Source organism: Psychrobacter sp. TPE 89C (assembly GCF_055522395.1).
In genome coordinates this window covers 65224-85958 of the sequence record NZ_JBVFXW010000004.1, presented here as the reverse complement: position 1 = coordinate 85958, position 20735 = coordinate 65224, and the positions used below count along the sequence as shown (strand labels likewise).

Here is a 20735-nt window from a genome sequence, read left to right as displayed (position 1 = left end):
ATTATCAATATGTCAGATACTCAAAAAGGTACAGTTAAGTGGTTCAACGAAGCTAAAGGCTTTGGTTTTATCGCTCCAGAAACTGGCGCAGACGTTTTTGCTCATTACAGCGAAATCACTGGTTCAGGCTTCAAAACTTTAGCTGAAGGCCAAGAAGTTGAGTTCACTGTAACTCAAGGTCAAAAAGGCCCACAAGCACATAACATCGTTGCTATCTAATTTGTCTTTATAGACAGATAGATGAATAGATGTAAAAAAAGCGAACCTTCGGGTTCGTTTTTTTATGTCTGTCATTTGATATGAGCCGTTAAATATCAAATGACTTTGACATCAAAATATAGAATCAAAAATGCCTACATACTATTTCGATAGTTGTAGGCATTTTTGTTTTTATGGAGTGTAATAGATGACGGGGTGCTAAAGCTTAGGGCTAGCGCTAAAAAAGTGAATCTATTAAATAGAGCTAATACCAATATTAATCAGACCACCGCCAATGATTAACCAAGCAAACATAATAGCCCCCAAGATGAGTGGCTTCACGCCAGCTTGCTTAATCGCGCTCAGATGAGTCGTCAATCCTAGTGCAAACATAGCCATCGCCAGCAATACATCATCAAACTTGACCATACTTCGCTCAAAGCTGTCAGACATCGGCACCCATGTGTGCAATACAACGATAAGAATAAAAATAAAGGCGAACCATGGCACGTTGACTTGTTTGATGCGGTCTACAAATGACAATGTCTCGCCATGACTGTCATTGTCACCCTTGGTTAAAGCAAAGGATAAAATCAGTAGAAAAGGGGCGAGCATCATGACGCGTATCATTTTGGTCACGACGGCTGTATTGCCAACTTCAGGATTGATCGCGTTACCTGCGACCACGACTTGCGCCACTTCGTGTATGGTCGAGCCAGTGTAAATGCCGTATTGTTGAGCATTTAGCCAAGGCTGCAACCAGCCAAGATGATACAAAAATGGATAGAGCAGCATCGCAATAGTACCAAAGACGACGACAGTTGCCACAGCGATAGTGACTTTATGAGCTTCTGCTTTGACCACTGGCTCTGCAGCAATGACTGCGGCTGCTCCGCAAATGCTCGCGCCTGAACCAATCAATAGAGTCGTTTTTTTATCGACTTTTAGCCATCTCGTACCCAGCCAATAGGTCAATAGAAAGGTCGATGTCAGTACCAGTGCATCGGTCATAATTGCTGGCATACCCACGCTAGCCACTTGCGTCATCGTCAGTTTAAACCCATAAAACATAATGGCTAAGCGCAAGATTTGACCTTTGGCAAAGCATACACCAGCATTTAGCTGCTCGGCGAAATTAGGGTATACCGTATTGCCCAACAGCATACCGAGCAAAATCGCTAATGTTAAAGAGGATAATCCGACGATGCGCCCGTTCGACCAAGTGTCTAGACCATTATTGAGCCATAAACAAAATAAGCTACCGACCAGCACCACGAGCAATCCTGCTAAGTGCCGATTGCTTGGGAGATAGTTGGTCACTGTTTTGGTTAAGGCATTCATGACAGGTTGTCCTATTGTCATTAATCGAAATAAGCATAAGTTTATGAATGGACAGTATAAGATAAGCTGATTTATAATAAAAACAGATTAATAAGATACAAACTATCGATTTTTTAGGTTAATACTGATGGTTCAAGATTGATAGTAAAAATATTGAGATTGAAACAAGATAGGTATAGCGAATAAAACAGGCTAAAAACTGACATAAGGCGTCATGAACTAATGAAAAAAGCGATGCAGACGCTACCTAAGATTACGCTAAAGCAATTGGCGGTATTTGTGAGTATTTATCAGACAGGCAGCACCAGCCGTGCCGGTGAAGAGCTGCATTTATCACAGTCAGCGGTCAGTAGCGCGCTGACTGAGCTTGAATCCAGATTGCAAATGCCGTTGTTTGAGCGCGTTGGACGTCGGCTCAATCAGCATCCCAATGCCCATCCCATTTATGTGCAAGCGCAAGCGATATTGGGACAGTCATTGACGCTTGAGCATTATCATAAGCACCAAGCAGGGCAAATTCATATTGGCGCGAGTACCACCATAGGCAACTATGTACTGCCACCGCTGCTGGCTAAGTTATATAAAGCACTGCCAGATGCGAGTGTGAACACTTATATTGCCAATACCCAAGAGGTGGTCGCTGAGGTTGAGCAACTCAACATCGATATTGCCCTAGTAGAAGGGATGCCGCGCCCGACAGATATGAAAGCCATTGAGCAGCGAGCATGGCGAACGGACACGTTAATGATCTTTGCCAAGCGTGACAGTCAGTGGTTACCAAATATCGCGGCCTATAATGATGCGGATAACTGTTACGAGCTTAGTATCGAACAACTGGCACGATTGCCACTATTGGTGCGAGAGGCAGGCTCAGGTACGCGGCAGATCATCGATGAGCAGTTGCTGAAGCATTTACCCGATGCGGAGGTGATTATGGCGATTCAACAATCAGAAGCTATCAAAAATATGGTCAGTGCCGATATTGGCCTTGGCTGTCTATCGCAGCATGTGATTGAGACAGAGCTAGCAGCAGGTACACTAGTACAAGTGAATGTGGCAGGAATTGATCTATCACGGACATGGTGGCTAGTCTGGCACAAAGCTCGTCATCAAAGCCCCATTTGGCAGACTTTCATTGATATTTTGACATCAGAGTAACGACTGCAAGGTAATGATTGAAAGGTTAGGAATAGACAATAAAAAGCGTTCCATAGTAATTTTCTATGAAACGCTTTATTAAGGACTATTTTGATACAAGCTATCTAACTTAATTCTCGTCACTTGAGCTTTGTCATATAAGCTATTTTGAGACAGGCTTATCCAGTCTGACCACCAAACTATCACAAGGCACGTTTGGTAGGATGTTATCTGCTGTAGCGCCGCTTAACCAAGCGACAATGCCATGGCGTTCGTGACGACCGATGACCAATAAATCCACATCGTGTTTATGGCAGTAGTTGACGATACCTTCGCTGTTCGAGATAGCAGTGGTTACCTCAGAATTGACGGCATTTAACTGGTTGCGTTCCAAAAATTCTGCCAATTTAGCGCGGGCTTCTTGGCAGCGTTCATCATCAATCTCATCGTATAAGCTTGAGGCGGGCACCAGCTCATAGCCAAAACCAACCATTGTATCTTTGACAATATGCAATACCGATAACTTAGAGCCAGGACGATTATCAACGATACGTTTGGCCTTTTGAGCGACCACGTCAGCATCAGATAATAAGTCGGTAACCAGTAATATATGTTGATAACTCATGAGATTTTCCTCGTAGCAGATAGTCTTAACTATAGCACTACCCATGGCTGCTGTTAAGTAAGCGTTGGCTATCTTTTTCTGAATAATCGATTACTGTGTTACAGGCTGATCAAGCTTCACCACTAGGCTGTCGCAAGGCACGTTTGGTAGTATGTTGTCTGCAGTCGCCCCAACTAACCAAGCGGCAATACCACGTCGCTCGTGGCGTCCGATAATGAGTAAATCGACGGCTTTTTCTTGGCAGTAATTGACGATGCCTTTGCTATTGGATATAGCGGCAGTTACCTCAGCGTCGACTGCACTCAGCTCATTGCGCTCCAAGAACTGTGCTAGATTTGCTCGAGCTTCTTGCCAGTGTTCACCATCGACATCACCTGACAGACTAGAGGCGGGCACCAATTCAAATCCAAAGCGTACCATATCATCCTCAACGATATGCAAGACTGTCAGCTTGGCTTCAGGAGAGCCTGCAAGGATGCGTTTGGCTTTTAGGGCAACCTTATCAGCATCGGATAATAAGTCTGTCACCAATAAAACATGTTGGTAGCTCATTAGATGTTCCTATTAATAGTTAACTTCATAGTAACAGTGGCGACTGGCTTTGTTAAGGGTTAAATCCATTATTTAATTGTGGTAATAATTAAGTGCTGTTATATGATTTTAACTACAAAGGTTTTAACCATAAAAGTCTGAGGCAAAAAGGTTTAAGGCAAAAAGGCTTTAATAGAAAAGAGATTCAAGCCAACCGAGTGCCGATTTATATGGAACACTCTGAGCAAGGTTAATGCTGTCACTAGTCTATAGAGAATTGACTGTATTATTGCCAGATGGATGGCTTGACTTATGACAGTGTAAACCCCATCTACTTCCGTTAGGCAAATTCTTTTTAATTTATACAGGCGTATCGCTGTCATTTGAGATGATGTATTGATACCTGCCATTAAATTTGAATATTACTCATAGGTTAATCACAATAATACTCACAATATTTTATATGAATAGCATATAAAAACGACCCTACGATAAGTATTACATTCACTAGTTATTTATTGTTTACCCTGATTTTATTTGATCGCTACTGGCTAGATTTGGTTATAAATAGCATATTATTCTAAATAAAATAGGGCAATCCATAAGGAAAATTATGACCGACACGTTATTTACTGCTGATCTAACTTTGCATCCTGCATTTGAGCTGCTAGAGCATCGCCATATTGATGCGCTCTCGATGGACGTATTGATAAGCCAACACGTCAAAACAGGCGCCATGCATTATCACTTGGCGCATCCAAGTGACGAAAATGCTTTTTTGGTTGGCTTTCGCACACAGCCGATGGATTCAAAAGGGGAAGCCCATGTGTTAGAGCATGTGGCGCTATGTGGTTCTGAAAAGTTCCCTGTCCGTGATCCGTTTTTCTCAATGATTAAACGTTCGCTCAATACCTTTATGAATGCGATGACCGCCGCTGATTGGACGGCTTATCCGTATGCAACGCAAAACAAAAACGACTATTTCAACTTGCTTGCTGTCTATCTTGATGCCTCGTTTTTCCCTAATATTCATCCGCTCGACTTTGCTCAAGAAGGCATTCGTGTTGAGTTAGATGAAAATGACAAGCCACAGTTTAAAGGTATCGTCTTTAACGAGATGAAGGGCGCAATGAGCGGTGAGATTGACCAGTTGTATCATACGGTCGCTCATCATTTGTTCCCAACGACGACGTATCACTATAATTCAGGCGGCGATCCTGCGGATATTCCTGATTTGACGCATACTGAACTGGTTGAGTTTCATCAGAGCCATTATCACCCATCAAACAGTGTGATTATGAGCTTTGGTAATATTCCGGTCGCTGAAACGCAAGCCAAAATTCATGACGATGCGTTGACTCAATTTGAAGCGGGCAAAAAGCACGTATCGCGTCCAGAGCAGCGTTTGTCTGCGCCTGTTAGTGCGGTAGATACTTATACGGCTGACGAAGCTGGCCCTGATCAAACCCATCATGTCGTGGCATGGTTATTACCATCGATTACTGATCCCAAGCAGCGTTTGGCATTACGTCTATTAGAAGGCGTATTGGTTGAACATGCTGGCTCGCCGCTGCGTGCCTATCTTGACAGCCATCCACTGGGTAAAGCGCCAAGTCCGCTATTGGGACTCGATGACAGTCATTACGAGATGGTTTTTTATACAGGACTGCGCGGCTCCAACCCTGAGCATGCCGAAGCGGTAGAACAGGGTATTCTTGATTTGCTCACAGAAGTTGCCAGTTCACCAGTCGATGACGAAACCATCGAAACTATTTTGCACCAGATCGAGATTGATCAGCGTCATATCGGCGGTGATAGCATTCCTTATGGTCTAAATCTTATGCTAGAGGGTTTTAGTACCGCTATTCATGATGGCAACCCTATCGACGTGTGGGAAGTGGACGAGCACTTACAGTGGCTGCGCGAGCAAGTAAAAGATGCGCAATGGCTACCGAATTTAATCAAAACCCATCTGTTAGACAATCAGCATCGTGTCCGCGTCACACTGACACCGGATAGTGAAAAGACCGCCCGTCTTGCTGCCGCTGAGCAGACGCGTCTAGATACTATTGCGATGGATTTGACTGCTGATGATAAAGCTATTTTAAAGCAACAAGCATTAGATTTGGCAGAGCGTCAAGCAGCGCCTGATGATTTAAGCTTATTGCCAAAAGTTGGTTTAGAAGACGTACCAACGGATATTAGCTTTAAACAAGGCACGCAAAAGCAGGTAAGTTTAAGCGGGCAAAACAGCACTTTATTTGAATATGAAGCAGGTACCAATGGCATCTACTATTATCAAGTCATCATACCGTTGACCGATGCGATTGGTAATACGAACGCAGATGAGCTGCCAGTCAATGACGTGATTAATCATCCATTGCTGCCTATCTATTTAAGCCTATTGTCAGAGCTAGGTACGGACACGCTCAGTGCTCATGAAATGCAAGCGAAGCAAGCGGCGCATTCATCAGGGGTCACGGCTCGTATCAGCCAACGTACCAATATCGATGATAGCCAAGCGATTAGCAGCTATTTCGTTGTGGCAACGCGTGCGCTTAATCGTAAGCCTGAAGCGATTGATTTGCTCAAAGAAGTTATGGAACACAGTATCTTTTCTGAGCATGACCGTATCAAAGAAATCTTGCAGCAGCGTCAAGCAGGTTGGCAGTCAAACCTAGCAGGGTCTGGTCACTCTTACGCCATGCAAACCGCCAGTCGCGGTATGAGTCGTCAAGCACAGCTAGAATATGTGCGCAGCGGTCTGCCAGCATTGAATGCGCTAAAGGACTTCTTAACGCATGCCAGTAGGGATGATGCACAGTGGGATAAATTGGCCACCAGCTTGATAGATTTACATCAACGTCTCATCAGCTTGCCTAAGCACGCCGTTATCATCTGTGAAGCTGAGCAAAGCGAACGCTTAAGCGGCTTGATTGTCGATAGTTGGAAAGACAGCCAAACGCCAAAGATTGCCGAGCAGATCCGCAGTTCTGAGAATAGCATTGAAGACAGTATCCCCAGCGAGTTTGCAGATTTGAAACTTGATACAGCACTAAACGGTGAGAAAGACACGGTCAAAGCACTAGAAAGTGGCGACGATGTTAAAAACGACGTGCTCGATGTTGAGGATTTGGCTTGGCTAGTACCAACCAACGTTTATCATAATGCCAGTGCTTATACCGTTCCAGCAGCCGATCATCCTGATACCGCTGCATTAATGGTATTGGCACCTTATTTACGCAACGGCTATCTACACAGTGCCATTCGTGAGCGCGGTGGTGCTTATGGTGGTGGTGCTGGTTATGATGCCAATGCATGTGCGTTTAAGTTCTTTAGCTACCGTGATCCGCAGTGTGCTGAGACCTTTGCTCACTTTGATACTAGTATCGAATGGTTGTTGAATGAACCTCAGACCGACGAGCAGTTAGAAGAAGCTATATTGGGTATTATCTCAGGTATGGATAAGCCAGGCTCTCCAGCTGGCGAGGCTGTCAAAGCATGCTTTGCTGACTTGCATCATCGCGGTGTCGATTGGCAGCGTAAAATGCGCGCGTCAATATTGTCAGTGACGGTTGCTGATTTACAGCGCGTTGCCAAGCAATACCTACAAGGGCAGGATCATGTACGTGCAGTATTAGCGCCTTATGATAAAGAAGAGGCCGTTAAAAATCTTGGCTTTAACGTTTGCAAAATAAAGAGCTAATATCGCTTTTTATATAAGAAACCTTTAAATAAAAGCCAAATTTTATAGTGAGCATTAAATAAGCAGACAATACTAAATTATTGTCTGCTTTTATTTTGTCTGCAAATAATTTAATATGGAGAAATTTTGTATTAGCAGTGAATTAATAGGAATCGACTTGGCAAATAAACCCATCATAGAAGTGACTGAGTACACTAACTCTTACAAAAGCTTGTTAGGGTATGCTGTTTTTTATGCATTTAGCTATGTGCTTTTGACGTATGTCTTAAACCAACTGAGCTTTATAGCGGGCGGTGTGCTCTTAACCGTTGCTATCATTGCTGTGCTAAATATGGCAGTGACGTTTTTATTTCGTAAGCGTCAACATCGAGGGTTGGATAAGGCTGAATGTGGTCGTATTGCAGTTCTCTCTGTGCTGATGATTACTGCTGTATCAGTGGTTATGTTTGTACTAAATATTAATGTACTTATAACAAGTATGGACATCAATATCACATGGGTAGACATTCATAATAGTGGTATGCATAAAGTGATGGCAGTGGTGGGACTTATTACCTTAATTATTCATTATGCCGTCATCTTTTATAGTTTGTGGTACATGCAAAGGTTTTGGAAGACATGATAAGTTTTGCAAGGCAATTAAAGTGTTAGGCAATAAAAAGCCGCTATTTCTATTCGAGATAGCGGTTTTTTTAACAGATAGATTGGTTGTTGAGCCGACGTTTAAAAACGTTTGATACTTTGATCTTTGCCGATATGATCTTGATGTATAGGGAAGTCAGCATGATCATCGAACTGCTTGCGGTCTTCAAAATAGCTTTTTAGAGTGCGACGTATCGCTTCAAAGGCCAGTTTATCCCATGGAATATCTTCTTCGGCAAACAAAGCCGAGTCAAGGCTTTCAGATCCAATCCCATAAGCACCGTCTTTGAGGTCAGCTAAATAAATAGAGTATATTTGCCCGATATCTGGAATGTCATATAGGCAATACAAGTGTGGATTGATAACGACTGCTTCGGCCTCTTCATAGCTCTCACGTGCAGCACCCTCTGCCATGGTCTCCCCATTTTCCATAAAACCTGCCGGTAAAGTCCATAAACCGTATTGAGGCTCAATGGCACGGCGACATAGCAACACTCGGTTTTTATGTACGACAAGTGAACCACAAATAACCTTCGGGTTTTCGTAATGAATATAGTTGCAGTTTGGGCATACCAAGCGCGGCATATTATCTGTGGGTGGTATCTTTCGTTCTGCTTTATGACCGCATTGGAGACAATAGCTCATATCAACTGCCTTGTATAATGATAGTAGGAATAAAAAATAGATAAGAAAAAGACGTCATTATTTTAAGAATTATCATTCTTATTGTAGGCTGATAGCCTATCTTGTTTTCATTTATGGCCAATCCGTTTATGGTTAAACCATCTATAGCCAAACCGTTTATAGCCAAACCGTTTTACATTGGTTAGATCATTACTTTAATTACATCGCTCTGACTACTTTTAGCATTTGGCTGTCTTTTATTCAAGCTATTTAGACTTGCCTATAGTCGTCATGCTTCAGTCTAAGATACCACAAATTTTGTCGTACGAGCAGTGCTCGTAAAAACAGCCCGTTTGCCGCTGATTAATTTTGATACGCTTACTCTGTACTTGCGAGTGCACTAGATAAGGAGTCGCGGTCACATAAAGCATGTGCAGTGATAGGGTATACTGCGCTAATATCGTAAAAGAGATAACCTTCTCGTAATGATTATAAATACTGATAAAAATATAGGGCGATTACAATGTTACTTCCCCCACAGTCTGTGAGTTTGGATGAATTTTCAGTCGCTGTGCCAACCTTTATTCGTTATCCCACACTCAGAAAATTGGCTGAGCGGGTGCAACGTGAAACTTTAAATACCGTTACTGGTGCAAAAATGCCTGACTCTTATCAGCGTTCTCACAGTGCTCGTCTCTTAGACAGTTTGTATCAAACACCGATTGCGGATGCATCAGTATTGGTAGCCATTACTCATGAGCGTCACCCTAAGTTGCTACTGACGCTTCGGGCTGCACACATGAACAGTCATGCGGGCGAGGTGTCTTGTGCAGGTGGTAAGCATGAAAGGGGCGACGGCAATAATGTGATCACTGCCTTACGTGAAGCGTGTGAAGAGACGGCGCTACCTCCTAATAAAGTCCAGCTGCTCGGCCAACTGCCTATTCAGACTTCCAAGAGCGGCATGAGTGTCAGGCCTATCGTTGCGCTCATTGCGCCAGATCTGATATTGGTACCAGAACCTGGAGAAATCTCACGCATTTTTTGGGCAGATTTTGAGTCGTTAGTCACTCAGCCTACTGTAGAATATGCTGTGGAATATGCGATGCAAGATGAAAAAGCGACCATCCTCACACCCAGCTGGCAAGTGGATGGTGAGACGGTATGGGGTCTGACAGGTCGAGTGATTGCTAGCTTATTAGAGACGGGCTTTGATCGACAGCTCGACTGGTATTACCGTATACAAGACACAAGGTTATAGCTTTTAATATAAGGCTATAGTCAATCCTCTATAAATTGGATACGGTGTCAGTCTCACTTATTCTACTAGCTGTAGTACTTTCACTCGCCTTCCTTGTATCCAAATTATATTGAACTGACTATAGTCAGCGAACTGCTAAACCGCTATGGCGTTACCCTTCTTAGATGTACTATTTGTACAATCTGCAGTCGGCTGCCTTGTACCCATTTTAGAGTTCTTTGACTATATATTATGATTATTTATAGTAGTCATCGTTTTTCTTTAGCCACCAGTTCATATTATCTTGGCGTTTAAATCGAAATGCTTCTAGTTTTTCAGCAATGGTTTGATTGTGCTGCCGTGCGGTATCGAGAGCAAAAAGAATCGGTACTGAAGACAAGACGCCAAAACGTATCTTAGATTTCGGTAAATCTAGCCCATCACCGATATCGTCACCCACCAACGTACGTGTCACGCTGGCATTGACCATTTCGACAAAGCGTCCACGTCTATTGTCTTCGCCCATGAGCTGGCGTGGTAAGTCGTGTAGCGCTTTTGCCAGTGGCTGTCCCATCTTAAAATCAAGCTGTTGGATAGAGAGGTAGGTATAGAGCCACTCCCAGCAGGCGGCTTCATCTTTTGGCAAGCGATCTAAATCAACGCCCATCCAGTAGCTGGCCAGATTCCATAAATGCAGAATACCTTCTGCTTCTTCGCTGCTAATGCGCGCCCCCAACAGTCGCAGCCCGCGCATAATCAATAATGAGAACTGCAAATGAGTGGCAATCATATCGGTTTGATTAATGGGAATACCCCAATAGTCAGTATTCCAGCTGCCATCAGGATTACGGTGCTGATCTACTTCTGCTATGACGCCAGTGGCAGCATTGCCTTTACCTTTCAGCAGGTTTTGCCGTACCAAGGTATGAATTTGGCGCACCTTGATAGACTGTCGCCAGCCTTCAGAGCCAATGGCTAGCACTTCATCAATAGGTTTTTGGTCATTGCTCATGCTCGACTGAGGATGTTCAGAGACGGCCAGTATGTAGGCATAGGTGCGCATCAGGCGCGGTAGGGCATCGTGCATCAATGCGCCAGTCTGAATCAGGGGTAGAGATAGAGCAGGGATGCTGTAGCCTGCCATCAATGCGACATTACGTAATAGCCAAATGAGCATGAGTGGATAACGGCGATAGGCGACCGCACCAATTTGCGCTAGCTTGGGATCGAACCAATCAGGATGGCTACCAAACTGCGCTGTTAACGCATTGAATGAGGCGTTTTGTGTGAGGTCACTATCTACTTTTCCATCGATGATTAATTGCTGTAATGGCTTTGCAAAACGGATACCATCATTAGCCAATGCATCTGCTAGCGGGTCGCCAATATCATAGCCTGCGACTATTTCATCTAATAGGTCTTGTGAGATGACAAAGTTTTTAGGTAATAAATAGCGTTTGATGCGCTTTAGGACTTGTAGGTCGCTGTGGTCATCTATCGCAGTGGTACGCCCATGACGTAGATAAGATTCTACTGATGGCTGCTTGTGGGGTAAGGCGCTGTCAGTAGATTTTTTATTGATATCGATTGAATCCATATTTATCAAGTGCCGTTATGGTTGGACTTTCTCATCACATCCTAATGTCTATTGTTCTGATTTAATGAGTCCAATTGCCTTTGCGTGTTATCGATACGGCGTTTGGCTTGGCGTCGCTCATCAGCGAGTAATAGTAAACGTGCACGTGCCTCTTTTTCATTGGCAAAGCCTAGCATCGCACCACCTTCTAACTTATCGAATTCTTCTTGATATTCTTCTAACAGTCTTTTGTCACTATCTAGTTGATTCTCTAGATTATAGTAATCTAAACCACGCTGATTGGCTTGTTGTAGATTGCTCGCTATAGCGACTGGGCAGACATTATTGAGCTTACGTCCGCGTCTGCCAAGGTTATAGGCATTGTCAGTGATACAGTATTGTTTGAGCCCTAACTGGCGACCGCGCTCCCATGCTTGATAGTCAGGAGCCACGCTGGCCTTGGCACAGGCTTTGGCATGTGATGCTAAGCGGTCTGATCGATAACCTGCAACGCCATCATTATAGCCGATAGCCTGCCAGTCGCCGATGAGGCATTCTTGCTTAGAGAGAGTGGCGCATCCTGATAGTAGGGAAATGCTACCGATGATAGCCATACTTGACGAGAGTCGCTGTATAAATCGTCGCATCCTTGTTTCCTATAGCAATGAGCCACTTATTCGCTATATCGCTCGTAAGTGGCTCATCTTATTATCAATGCGGACGAGTCAAATCAACTGATGTACCACTTACATTGTCTTTCAAGCTAACTTTAAGTATTAAGTAACCTGCGATACCAGAGACGATTGAACCCATGATAATGCCTAAGCGCTCATCGAATAAGGCAGTGTCGCCAGCGAATGCTAAGCCACCGATGAATAGGCTCATGGTAAAGCCCACACCGCATAGTAAAGCAGCACCGTAAATCTGCTTATAGTTCATACCTCTAGGCATCGTTGAGATGCCAAGTTTGAAGATTAACCAGCACATGACCATGACGCCAACTTGCTTACCGATGAATAGGCCAGCAGCGATACCTAGTGGGACAGAGTGGAATAATTCAGCGAATCCTGCACCTTTGAGTGATATGCCTGAGTTGGCAAATGCAAATAATGGCAAGATACCAAAGGCAACGGTATTGTGTAGATCATGCTCTAATTCCTCAAGCGGAGAGTGCTCAGGATCCGTACGGTCAAACATAGGTATAAATAGTGCTAAAACCACACCAGCCAGGGTGGCATGAATGCCAGACTTGAGTACGGCGACCCACATAATCACACCGATGAGTAGATAAGGCGTGATACTAGTCACATTGCGGCGATTAAGGATATATAAGAAAGGCAGACACAACGCTGCCACTGCCAATGACTGTAAGGACAAATCACTGGTATAAAATAAAGCGATAATCAAAATCGCACCGATATCATCAAAGATAGCAATCGATACTAAGAATACTTTTAAAGAGTTGGGAACGCGGTTGCCTAGTAAGCTTAAGATACCAAGCGCAAATGCAATATCTGTGGCCGCAGGGATCGCCCAGCCTTTCCAAAATTCAGGTTCATTATAGTTGAAGAGTAGGTAGACGGCCGCTGGTGCGATCATGCCACCCAGTGCCGCACCAGCTGGCAGTATGATTTGTTTGACGTTGGACAGCTCGCCTATTAAGACTTCGCGTTTGAGCTCAAGGCCGACTAAGAAAAAGAAAATCGCCATCAGACCATCGTTGATCCAGTGATGCGCGTCTTTAGCGATAGCAAATTCACCGATTTGGATAGCAACAGGGGCATGGATAAAGCCTTCATACCATGTATTAAGAGGGGAGTTAGCAATAATCATCGCAGCAATCGCAGCCAATGCTAAGACGATACCGCCTGCCGCCTCAAACTCAAAAAATGCTTTAATCCTTCGTATTGCCATATCATCCTCATTTGCTAAATACAATTTACTAAATAGTTCAATAACTTCAAATATCTATGCTACTGCTCTCAACGATATAGTAGCCAGACAAGAACAGTTTCTCATACTCTTATTAATATACACAACAAAATACGTTAATCAAAAGTTATTAGCTCAGCTCAGCAGATTAGTAATAGCAATGTGACAAAGTTGAGATCATAAACGAAAACGCTGTCAGCCGTTATATTCTTTAATCAGACTGCTTTTATCTTGCATATTTGGTAAGTGGTTAGACAAATTTAACAGACTTTGCCATGTTTTTGGTTTTTTTTAGCCCTTTATCTCTATAATGAGCGACATTAGTAAAACCAATAGCTACCCTAAAAGCTACTTTAATAGCAATGCTAGTAGCAGTATTTTAAATCTAATTCCCAGAGCCGATTTTTAGAGCTTTCTTTTTTTATTATAAATTTTGCAGGTCAGTGTCATGGACTTATCACTTTCATTAGAAGTCATTTTAATGCTTACGGCTGTGGCAGCGTTAGCAGGGTTTATTGATGCCATCGCGGGCGGCGGTGGATTATTGACCATACCAGCCATGTTGCTTGCTAATATCCCGCCAGTACTTACGCTAGGCACCAATAAGCTACAAGCTGCATCAGGTGCGCTTGCAGCGTCTATTACGATGATTCGAAAAGGTGTCGTAAAGCCGCAACGTATAAAAGTAGGTATTATTGCCGCTTTTATTGGCTCGGTCATAGGTACGATTGCCGTACAGATGTCGCCACCAGATTTGCTCGAAAAACTTATTCCATTTTTGATCGCAGCGATTGGTCTCTATACGTTATTTGCTCCTAGGCTTGGCGAAGTAGAAGCAGCGCCGCGTATCTCAGAGAGTAAGTGGCAAAAAGTCGTGGCACCGTTAATTGGTTTTTATGATGGTTATATCGGGCCAGGTACTGGTATGTTTTTTGCGCTTGGTAACGTGGCATTGCGTGGTCGCCAAATCATTGAAGCGACAGGCACTGCGAAAGTATTGAACCTATCGACCAATATTGGCTCACTGATATTCTTTATTTTGGGCGGAAATGTCTTGTGGAAAGTAGGGCTAGCAATGATGGTGGGGCAAACCATTGGCGCCTATTTTGGCTCGCATATGGTCGTCAAAGGCGGCAGTAAACTGATTCGTCCGATGATTGTCTTTGTGTGTTTTGCTATGTTGACCAAATACGTATTTGGTTAATATGCTCAGCGAACCATTAAAATATTGAACCCTTCAAGCATAAACCATAAAAAACCCCAGTCTATAAAATAGACTGGGGTTTTTTATGGAACAATGATACGGATAGACTGTTAGTCATTATTAGTCTTTTTTAACATCATCGTATTCGCTACCCATGATGCCATCACTAAAGACTTCAGAGAATTCACGCTCGTTGTCTTCATCGATATGACCATCAAACACATCCTTTGCACCAGCATCAGGATCGTTATAAATAGCCAAATCCATTTTGCCTTCTGATTTTGCCACGATAGCAGTCACAGCAGCATCACCGCCTACGTTTACAGCAGTACGTAGCATGTCTAGGATACGGTCAACACCTAGGATCAGACCAATACCTTCGATAGGTAGACCAACTTGAGCAAATACCATCGATAGCATGATTAGACCAACACCCGGTACACCAGCCGTACCGACAGAGGCCAATACTGACATCAAGATAACGGTTAAGTATTCGGTCACACCCAAATCAATGCCATAAATATTGGCAATGAAAATGGTCGCAGTACCTTGCATAATTGCCGTACCATCCATGTTGATGGTGGCACCAAAAGGAACGGTAAATGAGGCAACAGAGTTATTCACACCCATACGCTTAGTAACAGTACGCAAGGTAATAGGAATCGTCGCGTTCGAGCTTGAGGTACTGAATGCAAAAATCTGTACTTCACGCATTTTTGCCAAAAAGGTTTTGATTGATAAACCTGAAGCAACTTTTAGGACAATCATCATGGTGATAAAGAAATGGAATGCTAATGAACCGATCAATACAGCCACATAACCAAGCAATGACCAAATCAAATCTAAGCCAAGCTCTGCCATGGCTTTAGTCAATAGTGCAAAGACACCATAAGGTGCTAGGTTCATAATGATGGTCACCATCTTTAAGATGACTTCATTGATGAGCTCTAAACTTTTAACCAAGCCTTTAGCAGGCTTGCCAACCATCAAGATACTGACACCAATCAAAATCGCAAAGAAAATGATGGATAACATATCGCCATTGGCCATCGCGCTGATGGGATTTGATGGAATAATATTAGAGAATACATCAAGCAAAGGTGGCGCTGATGCGGCTTCAAAGGTAGCATCTGTACCAATGTCCATACCTTTACCAATACCAAACAAGATGCCAAGTCCAATCGCCGTTGCAATAGCAAGTGCGGTGGTGAACATGTAGATCATAAAGGTTTTGGTACCAATACGACCAAGCAGACGAATATCACCAATACCGCACACACCGCAAATCAATGAGATAAGTACTAGTGGTACGACCAACATTTTGAGTGAGTTAACAAATAGCTTACCAATAATAGCGAGGAAACCGTTTGTAATGTAGGTATTAACAAAACCGCCTTCAGCGTTTAGTCCTGAATAGTTTATAAACAAACCCAGTATGATACCGAGCGCCATGGCAACCATGATCTTGCCTGTCAGTCCCATATTTTTCCACATAACCTCTATCCTTTTGTGTACAACGTCCAATAGCAGGTATGGCAATAAATCAATGCATAAATGATTGCTGTTTCTACACCCGATCTTGCTACGTCTATAAATTTTGATTGGTCATTTTATGTCAGGCTCTCAAACAATATAAAATAATTGTTAAGGTTACTGCAACATTTTTTTATGATTCAGCCGAGATAAACCTAAGAATAAAGCGCTTATAAGGCTACCCACGATTTTAAGAGAGCAGATAATACTGCTTTTTTCCACTAATGATAAGCAAAAGTTTTTGTTTGTAACCAAAAAAAGACTGCCCGAACTGGACAGTCTTTTTAAATTAAACAATAGTCATGTGGTATTTGATATTTTTTATATCTTGAATACGGTCACATTTATAGATTGCCGTGCTTATACATTATCGCTTTCATCACGACGCAGACCATCTCGCCACTTGCTCTCGGATAAAGATGTTTTCTCTACGTTATCCTCTACTTGTGGGGTTTCAGTGCTATCCAGATAATTGGATTTTTGTACGTTGTCATTCGCGATTTCCAAATGGTCAGATTTGTCAGCGCTATCTAGGTTGTCAGAATTTTCAGCATTATATTTATTGAGACGATGGTTGTTACTCATGCGTTCGCTCAAATGCGATTCTGCATCACGGTAACGAGGATCAAGTGCTTCTGTCTCAGGATCAGAGTCTTCAAAGTCGGTCTGCGCCTGTACTTCTTCAACAGTATCTTGCTCAGCAACCATCTCGACATCACCGTCGACCTCATAGCCGTGATTTGGGTTGGCATCACCAGTTGGTTTATCGGTGTTGGCAGAAACATTGCTACTAGCATTATCACTAGCAGAAATATTATCGACAGCATGAACGTTGTCACTAGTAGGAACATCAGAATCATCAACTAAGGTATCGTTATCAGTCGCAATACCATTTCGAGCTTGTGCCGCACTTTTTAGTTCAGCATAGTCAGTCAGCTGCTGTACAGCATTGTCGAGGCTGTGTGGATTGGCGCGTTCTTGTACCTGCAATAGATGTTCATCGAAGACATCGGTCAATAATGAGTCAAAGCGTATGGCATTATATTGAATGAGCACTTCAGCTTCTTCTTCAGTGATGTCCTCGTTTTGACTGGCATGCACAACATGATCTTCAAAGGTAAGACCTTCAAAGCTGTCTTTGTGTTCTGCCTTTTTAAACTTCTGCCATAACGGTTCAATGCTGATCAAAGTCTGATAAGCATGCTCCATACGCCCAGTCACATCGTCTTCTTCGGTATTATAATAAACCATGGTTTTTAGATAATCACGGAAAGGGTTGGCCTCAAAATCATCCATAAAGGTATCACCCAATTGGCGTTTGAGTTCATCACTTGGCGGCGTAAAGATACGACCACTTGGGAAAGTCACAAAGCTGACCAGTTTGGCTGCCATACGATTTGGAAAATTATCAAAGAATGATAAGAAAGCTTCTTGAATGGTGTATAAGCTATTTTGCAAGGCAACTTCAGCATGTAAGCGCTCAGACTTTGATTTGGTGCCATGTTCATAAAACTGCAAAATAGCCGTTGCGATGAATAAATGACTATGAATATCGGCTAAGCGACCAGAGAGCATTTCTTTACGTTTTAAGTCGCCAGCCAACAGTCCTAGCGCCATATCAGCCGTTAGGGCAAAGCCCGCGCTTAAGCGGTTAATATGTTTGTAGTAGGGACGGGTAAAGCTGTCTGCAAAGTTCGGTGCATGATTGCTACCACCGACATACCCTGCGACGAAGGCTTTTGCCCCACGATTAAAAGTGTAGCCCAAATGTCTAAAGAAAAGCGTATCGAATTTTCGAGTCGCACCTTCTTTATCTTTGCTCTGTAGCAGTTGTAGCTCATCAAATAGATACGGATGGCAGCGCATGGCACCTTGACCAAAGATCATCAATGAGCGGGTCAATATGTTTGCACCTTCAACCGTGATAGAAACCGGAATAGCTTGATACGGCGTCGCCAAAAAGTTGCGCGGACCCATCTGTACTGCTCGTCCACCAACGACATCCATACCATCATTAATCACACTACGCATGGTCTCAGTGGCATAGTATTTTGCCATGGCTGTCATCACCGATGGCGTACCACCTTGGTTCAATCCACATGTAACGAGATGGCGAAATGCTTCTAGCATATAGGTATTGCTAGCCATACGACTGGTGGCGTCTTGTACGCCTTCGAACTTACCAACAGAGATTTTAAACTGCTCACGAACCTTAGCAAAAGCACCAACAGACAGATACGTCATCTCACTGGCTGAGGTTGATAATGCAGGGAGAGAGATGCCGCGCCCAACACCCAAGCATTCCATCAGCATGCGCCAACCGCGACCAGCGTTTTCGACACCGCCAATGATGTAGTCCAATGGGATAAAGACGTCTTTGCCATCGACCGTACCATTCATAAATGGTGAGCCGATTGGGTTATGACGTGGCCCTGTGATGACGCCTTGATGGCTTGCAGGAATGAGTGCACAGGTAATGCCGTAATCGGTTTTTTCAGAATCACCAAGCAGGCCTTCTGGATCATGCATTTTAAATGCCAAACCAACCACAGTGGCGATAGGGGCCAACGTAATCCAGCGCTTTGAGAAGTTCATCCGTAGGCCGAGCACTTGCTCGCCTTCATGCATGCCGTAGCAGACTACACCTGTATCAGGAATAGCGCCTGCATCTGAGCCTGCTTCAGGACCCGTTAGACCAAAGCAAGGTACTTCCTCACCTTTGGTAAGACCGGGTAACCAGCGTTGTTTTTGCTCATCTGTACCATAGTGCATCAGTAGCTCACCAGGGCCGAGCGAGTTTGGCACCATGCAAGTTACGGCTGCAGTGGGAGAGCGAGAGGCAATTTTGCTCATGATACGGCTTTGCGCATATGAGCTAAAGTCTAGACCACCAAATTCTTTAGGAATAATCAGACCTAAGAAGCCATTAGCTTTAATAAATTGCCAAGCCTCAGGCGACAGGTCTTTATCTTCATGCTGAATTTTCCACTCATCAAGCATGGCACACAGCACTTCTACTTCATTGTCTATAAAGCTTTGTTCTTCTTCTGACAGTTCTGGGTACGGATAATTGGCAAAAGTGTCCCAGTTAGGCGCACCCATAAATAGCTCTTTTTCCCACCAGCTAGTGCCCGCGTCAAGTGCCTCACGTTCGGTATCACTCATGCTCGGCATCGCACCGCCCAATGCTTTATAGACAGGCTTGGTAATCAGTGACTGACGAAGAGGAGCAACGAGTAGTACCAAGCATAGCAGCGCTATCGGTACACCTAATATAAGTGACCATGGACTGATAACGGCAGTAACGATAACGGTAACAAGGGCAGTAATGCTGCCAGTGACACGTGACAGGGACAACAAAAAGATGGCCAAAACCATGGCTAATTGAATGATGATTGCCAAAATAAATAAGCCAATTGCCATAACTGTCTCCTTTGTAACGCTGAACCAAAAGCGTGAGAAATGTAGGTATAAAAATGTTTGAATATATATAGTTGTTATTTTTCGGACGTTTAGTGGTCTTATAGCTAGGTTAAGCCAGCTACCAATAATTGGCTTTGAAGTCCAATTAGGAAAAGACAAATAAAAGACGAAGTTAGCCATCAATATGAAACAGTTGTCGGCGACTATCAACGGTTAAAGTGCTACGCTGTGTCGATAATATGTATCAAGCTGCATAAAGTATATAGCTAGTGCGACCAAAGACCAAATAAGTCAGATAAAACTAACCAAAAGGCGCCAAACAGCTTTCGGCATAGGATAGAGTATCGTTACGTCCGACGATTATATGATCGACTAAAGATATGTCTAATAAATCACAGGCCTTTTTTAGCTCATAGGTGAGTAAGTTATCAGCTGTCGATGGCTTGGAGTCGGTATGAGGATGATTGTGTGCGATGATTAACTGGCTAGCTGCGTGACTTAATGCGTGTCGTAGTACGTGCTTCATGCAGACGGAGCATGATGAGATGCCGCCTGTGAATAGTATCTCAAAGTTTAACAGGTTGAGAGCATTGTCCAGACAAAGAACGGCAAAAACTTCACGATGCTCACCGCGTAATTGGGTGCTGATATAATCTTTGACCGCTTGAGAGCGCCCGAGTGCTTGGCCAGTTTTGAGTTGGCTGTCTAGATAGCGGGTACCCATTTCAAGCGAGGCTAATATCTGTGAGTATTTTGCAGGGCCGATACCATGACAGGCTAGGACAATATCTTGCGGGGCTGCCAATAGTTCTGCTAAGCTACCAAACTGCTCGATCAAATGACGAGCCAGTTCAATCGCTGACTGAGATTGGGTGCCTGTACGCAAAAATATGGCTAATATCTCTGCATCGGATAAATGAGCCGCACCAAACTTCAACAACTTCTCACGTGGTCTGTCATCTTCATGCCAGTCTTTGATCGCCATTATCACTCCTTGAAAATGGATTGCTGCTAGAGATATTT

Annotated in this window: 16 protein-coding genes; 6 read left to right on the top strand and 10 right to left on the bottom strand. The window is 43.6% G+C overall.

Annotation, left to right across the window (positions count from 1 at the left end):
• The first annotated feature begins 9 nt into the window (after positions 1–9).
• A complete protein-coding gene (locus tag ACZW67_RS02745; protein ID WP_010201661.1) occupies positions 10–219 on the top strand; it encodes a cold-shock protein in 210 nt (69 codons plus the stop codon).
• A gap of 234 nt (positions 220–453) precedes the next feature.
• Here ACZW67_RS02745 and ACZW67_RS02740 read toward each other — a convergent pair whose 3' ends face one another.
• Positions 454–1539: a YeiH family protein gene (locus tag ACZW67_RS02740; protein ID WP_465182066.1), complete on the bottom strand. Its 1086-nt coding sequence runs from the start codon at positions 1537–1539 to the stop codon at positions 454–456.
• A 222-nt stretch (positions 1540–1761) separates the two neighbouring features.
• On the opposite strand from ACZW67_RS02740, the gene ACZW67_RS02735 reads away from it, so the two are divergent.
• Positions 1762–2697, top strand: a complete 936-nt coding sequence (locus tag ACZW67_RS02735; RefSeq protein WP_465182065.1) for a LysR substrate-binding domain-containing protein — start codon at positions 1762–1764, stop codon at positions 2695–2697.
• 142 nt (positions 2698–2839) lie between these two features.
• On the opposite strand, the gene ACZW67_RS02730 is transcribed toward ACZW67_RS02735, so the two are convergent.
• Both ACZW67_RS02730 and ACZW67_RS02725 read right to left on the bottom strand, forming a co-directional pair.
• A complete protein-coding gene (locus ACZW67_RS02730; RefSeq protein WP_352259627.1) occupies positions 2840–3301 on the bottom strand; it encodes a universal stress protein in 462 nt (153 codons plus the stop codon).
• A gap of 90 nt (positions 3302–3391) precedes the next feature.
• The gene (locus ACZW67_RS02725; RefSeq protein WP_110924060.1) at positions 3392–3853 is read right to left on the bottom strand and encodes a universal stress protein; all 462 of its coding nucleotides are present in this window, start codon (positions 3851–3853) and stop codon (positions 3392–3394) included.
• A 592-nt stretch (positions 3854–4445) separates the two neighbouring features.
• Here ACZW67_RS02725 and ACZW67_RS02720 point away from each other — a divergent pair.
• Complete coding sequence (locus ACZW67_RS02720) at positions 4446–7538, top strand: insulinase family protein (protein ID WP_465182064.1); 3093 nt, start codon at positions 4446–4448, stop codon at positions 7536–7538.
• A gap of 157 nt (positions 7539–7695) precedes the next feature.
• Entirely contained in the window at positions 7696–8160 is a 465-nt protein-coding gene (locus tag ACZW67_RS02715) for a hypothetical protein (protein ID WP_465182063.1), read from the top strand.
• Positions 8161–8261: 101 nt separating this feature from the next.
• Here the strand turns inward: ACZW67_RS02715 and ACZW67_RS02710 are convergent, their stop codons facing one another.
• The gene (locus ACZW67_RS02710; protein ID WP_465182062.1) at positions 8262–8825 is read right to left on the bottom strand and encodes an NUDIX hydrolase; all 564 of its coding nucleotides are present in this window, start codon (positions 8823–8825) and stop codon (positions 8262–8264) included.
• Between the two features lie 502 nt (positions 8826–9327).
• Between ACZW67_RS02710 and ACZW67_RS02705 the strand changes: the two genes are divergently transcribed.
• Complete coding sequence (locus ACZW67_RS02705; protein WP_465182061.1) at positions 9328–10065, top strand: NUDIX hydrolase; 738 nt, start codon at positions 9328–9330, stop codon at positions 10063–10065.
• A 235-nt stretch (positions 10066–10300) separates the two neighbouring features.
• Here ACZW67_RS02705 and ACZW67_RS02700 read toward each other — a convergent pair whose 3' ends face one another.
• The 3 genes from ACZW67_RS02700 to nhaA all read right to left on the bottom strand — a co-directional run bounded on the left by ACZW67_RS02700 (position 10301) and on the right by nhaA (position 13534).
• Positions 10301–11641 carry an oxygenase MpaB family protein gene (locus tag ACZW67_RS02700; RefSeq protein WP_465182060.1) on the bottom strand — a complete coding sequence of 447 codons (1341 nt, stop codon included), beginning with the start codon at positions 11639–11641 and terminating at the stop codon, positions 10301–10303.
• Between the two features lie 41 nt (positions 11642–11682).
• Complete coding sequence (locus ACZW67_RS02695) at positions 11683–12267, bottom strand: DUF2799 domain-containing protein (protein WP_465182059.1); 585 nt, start codon at positions 12265–12267, stop codon at positions 11683–11685.
• Between the two features lie 64 nt (positions 12268–12331).
• Positions 12332–13534 carry a Na+/H+ antiporter NhaA gene (gene nhaA / locus ACZW67_RS02690; protein WP_465182058.1) on the bottom strand — a complete coding sequence of 401 codons (1203 nt, stop codon included), beginning with the start codon at positions 13532–13534 and terminating at the stop codon, positions 12332–12334.
• A gap of 466 nt (positions 13535–14000) precedes the next feature.
• Between nhaA and ACZW67_RS02685 the strand changes: the two genes are divergently transcribed.
• The gene (locus ACZW67_RS02685; RefSeq protein ID WP_465182057.1) at positions 14001–14756 is read left to right on the top strand and encodes a TSUP family transporter; all 756 of its coding nucleotides are present in this window, start codon (positions 14001–14003) and stop codon (positions 14754–14756) included.
• 120 nt (positions 14757–14876) lie between these two features.
• Here the strand turns inward: ACZW67_RS02685 and ACZW67_RS02680 are convergent, their stop codons facing one another.
• The 3 genes from ACZW67_RS02680 to radC all read right to left on the bottom strand — a co-directional run bounded on the left by ACZW67_RS02680 (position 14877) and on the right by radC (position 20697).
• Positions 14877–16250, bottom strand: coding sequence for a dicarboxylate/amino acid:cation symporter (locus ACZW67_RS02680; RefSeq protein ID WP_465182056.1), 1374 nt, complete (start codon positions 16248–16250; stop codon positions 14877–14879).
• 399 nt (positions 16251–16649) lie between these two features.
• Positions 16650–19712, bottom strand: a complete 3063-nt coding sequence (locus ACZW67_RS02675) for an acyl-CoA dehydrogenase (protein WP_465182055.1) — start codon at positions 19710–19712, stop codon at positions 16650–16652.
• Between the two features lie 301 nt (positions 19713–20013).
• The gene (radC, locus tag ACZW67_RS02670) at positions 20014–20697 is read right to left on the bottom strand and encodes a RadC family protein (RefSeq protein ID WP_197135019.1); all 684 of its coding nucleotides are present in this window, start codon (positions 20695–20697) and stop codon (positions 20014–20016) included.
• Between the last annotated feature and the right edge of the window lie 38 nt (positions 20698–20735).

What these genes read in the sequence shown, in the direction of transcription:
- ACZW67_RS02680 (WP_465182056.1), bottom strand. Translation starts at nt 16,250, where the DNA reads ATGTGGAAAAATATGGGACTGACAGGCAAGATCATGGTTGCCATGGCG.
- ACZW67_RS02735 (WP_465182065.1), top strand. Translation starts at nt 1,762, where the DNA reads ATGAAAAAAGCGATGCAGACGCTACCTAAGATTACGCTAAAGCAATTG.
- ACZW67_RS02710 (WP_465182062.1), bottom strand. Translation starts at nt 8,825, where the DNA reads ATGAGCTATTGTCTCCAATGCGGTCATAAAGCAGAACGAAAGATACCA.
- ACZW67_RS02745 (WP_010201661.1), top strand. Translation starts at nt 10, where the DNA reads ATGTCAGATACTCAAAAAGGTACAGTTAAGTGGTTCAACGAAGCTAAA.
- ACZW67_RS02685 (WP_465182057.1), top strand. Translation starts at nt 14,001, where the DNA reads ATGGACTTATCACTTTCATTAGAAGTCATTTTAATGCTTACGGCTGTG.
- ACZW67_RS02740 (WP_465182066.1), bottom strand. Translation starts at nt 1,539, where the DNA reads ATGAATGCCTTAACCAAAACAGTGACCAACTATCTCCCAAGCAATCGG.
- ACZW67_RS02730 (WP_352259627.1), bottom strand. Translation starts at nt 3,301, where the DNA reads ATGAGTTATCAACATATATTACTGGTTACCGACTTATTATCTGATGCT.
- ACZW67_RS02720 (WP_465182064.1), top strand. Translation starts at nt 4,446, where the DNA reads ATGACCGACACGTTATTTACTGCTGATCTAACTTTGCATCCTGCATTT.
- ACZW67_RS02705 (WP_465182061.1), top strand. Translation starts at nt 9,328, where the DNA reads ATGTTACTTCCCCCACAGTCTGTGAGTTTGGATGAATTTTCAGTCGCT.
- ACZW67_RS02725 (WP_110924060.1), bottom strand. Translation starts at nt 3,853, where the DNA reads ATGAGCTACCAACATGTTTTATTGGTGACAGACTTATTATCCGATGCT.
- ACZW67_RS02675 (WP_465182055.1), bottom strand. Translation starts at nt 19,712, where the DNA reads ATGGCAATTGGCTTATTTATTTTGGCAATCATCATTCAATTAGCCATG.
- radC (WP_197135019.1), bottom strand. Translation starts at nt 20,697, where the DNA reads ATGGCGATCAAAGACTGGCATGAAGATGACAGACCACGTGAGAAGTTG.
- nhaA (WP_465182058.1), bottom strand. Translation starts at nt 13,534, where the DNA reads ATGGCAATACGAAGGATTAAAGCATTTTTTGAGTTTGAGGCGGCAGGC.
- ACZW67_RS02700 (WP_465182060.1), bottom strand. Translation starts at nt 11,641, where the DNA reads ATGGATTCAATCGATATCAATAAAAAATCTACTGACAGCGCCTTACCC.
- ACZW67_RS02695 (WP_465182059.1), bottom strand. Translation starts at nt 12,267, where the DNA reads ATGCGACGATTTATACAGCGACTCTCGTCAAGTATGGCTATCATCGGT.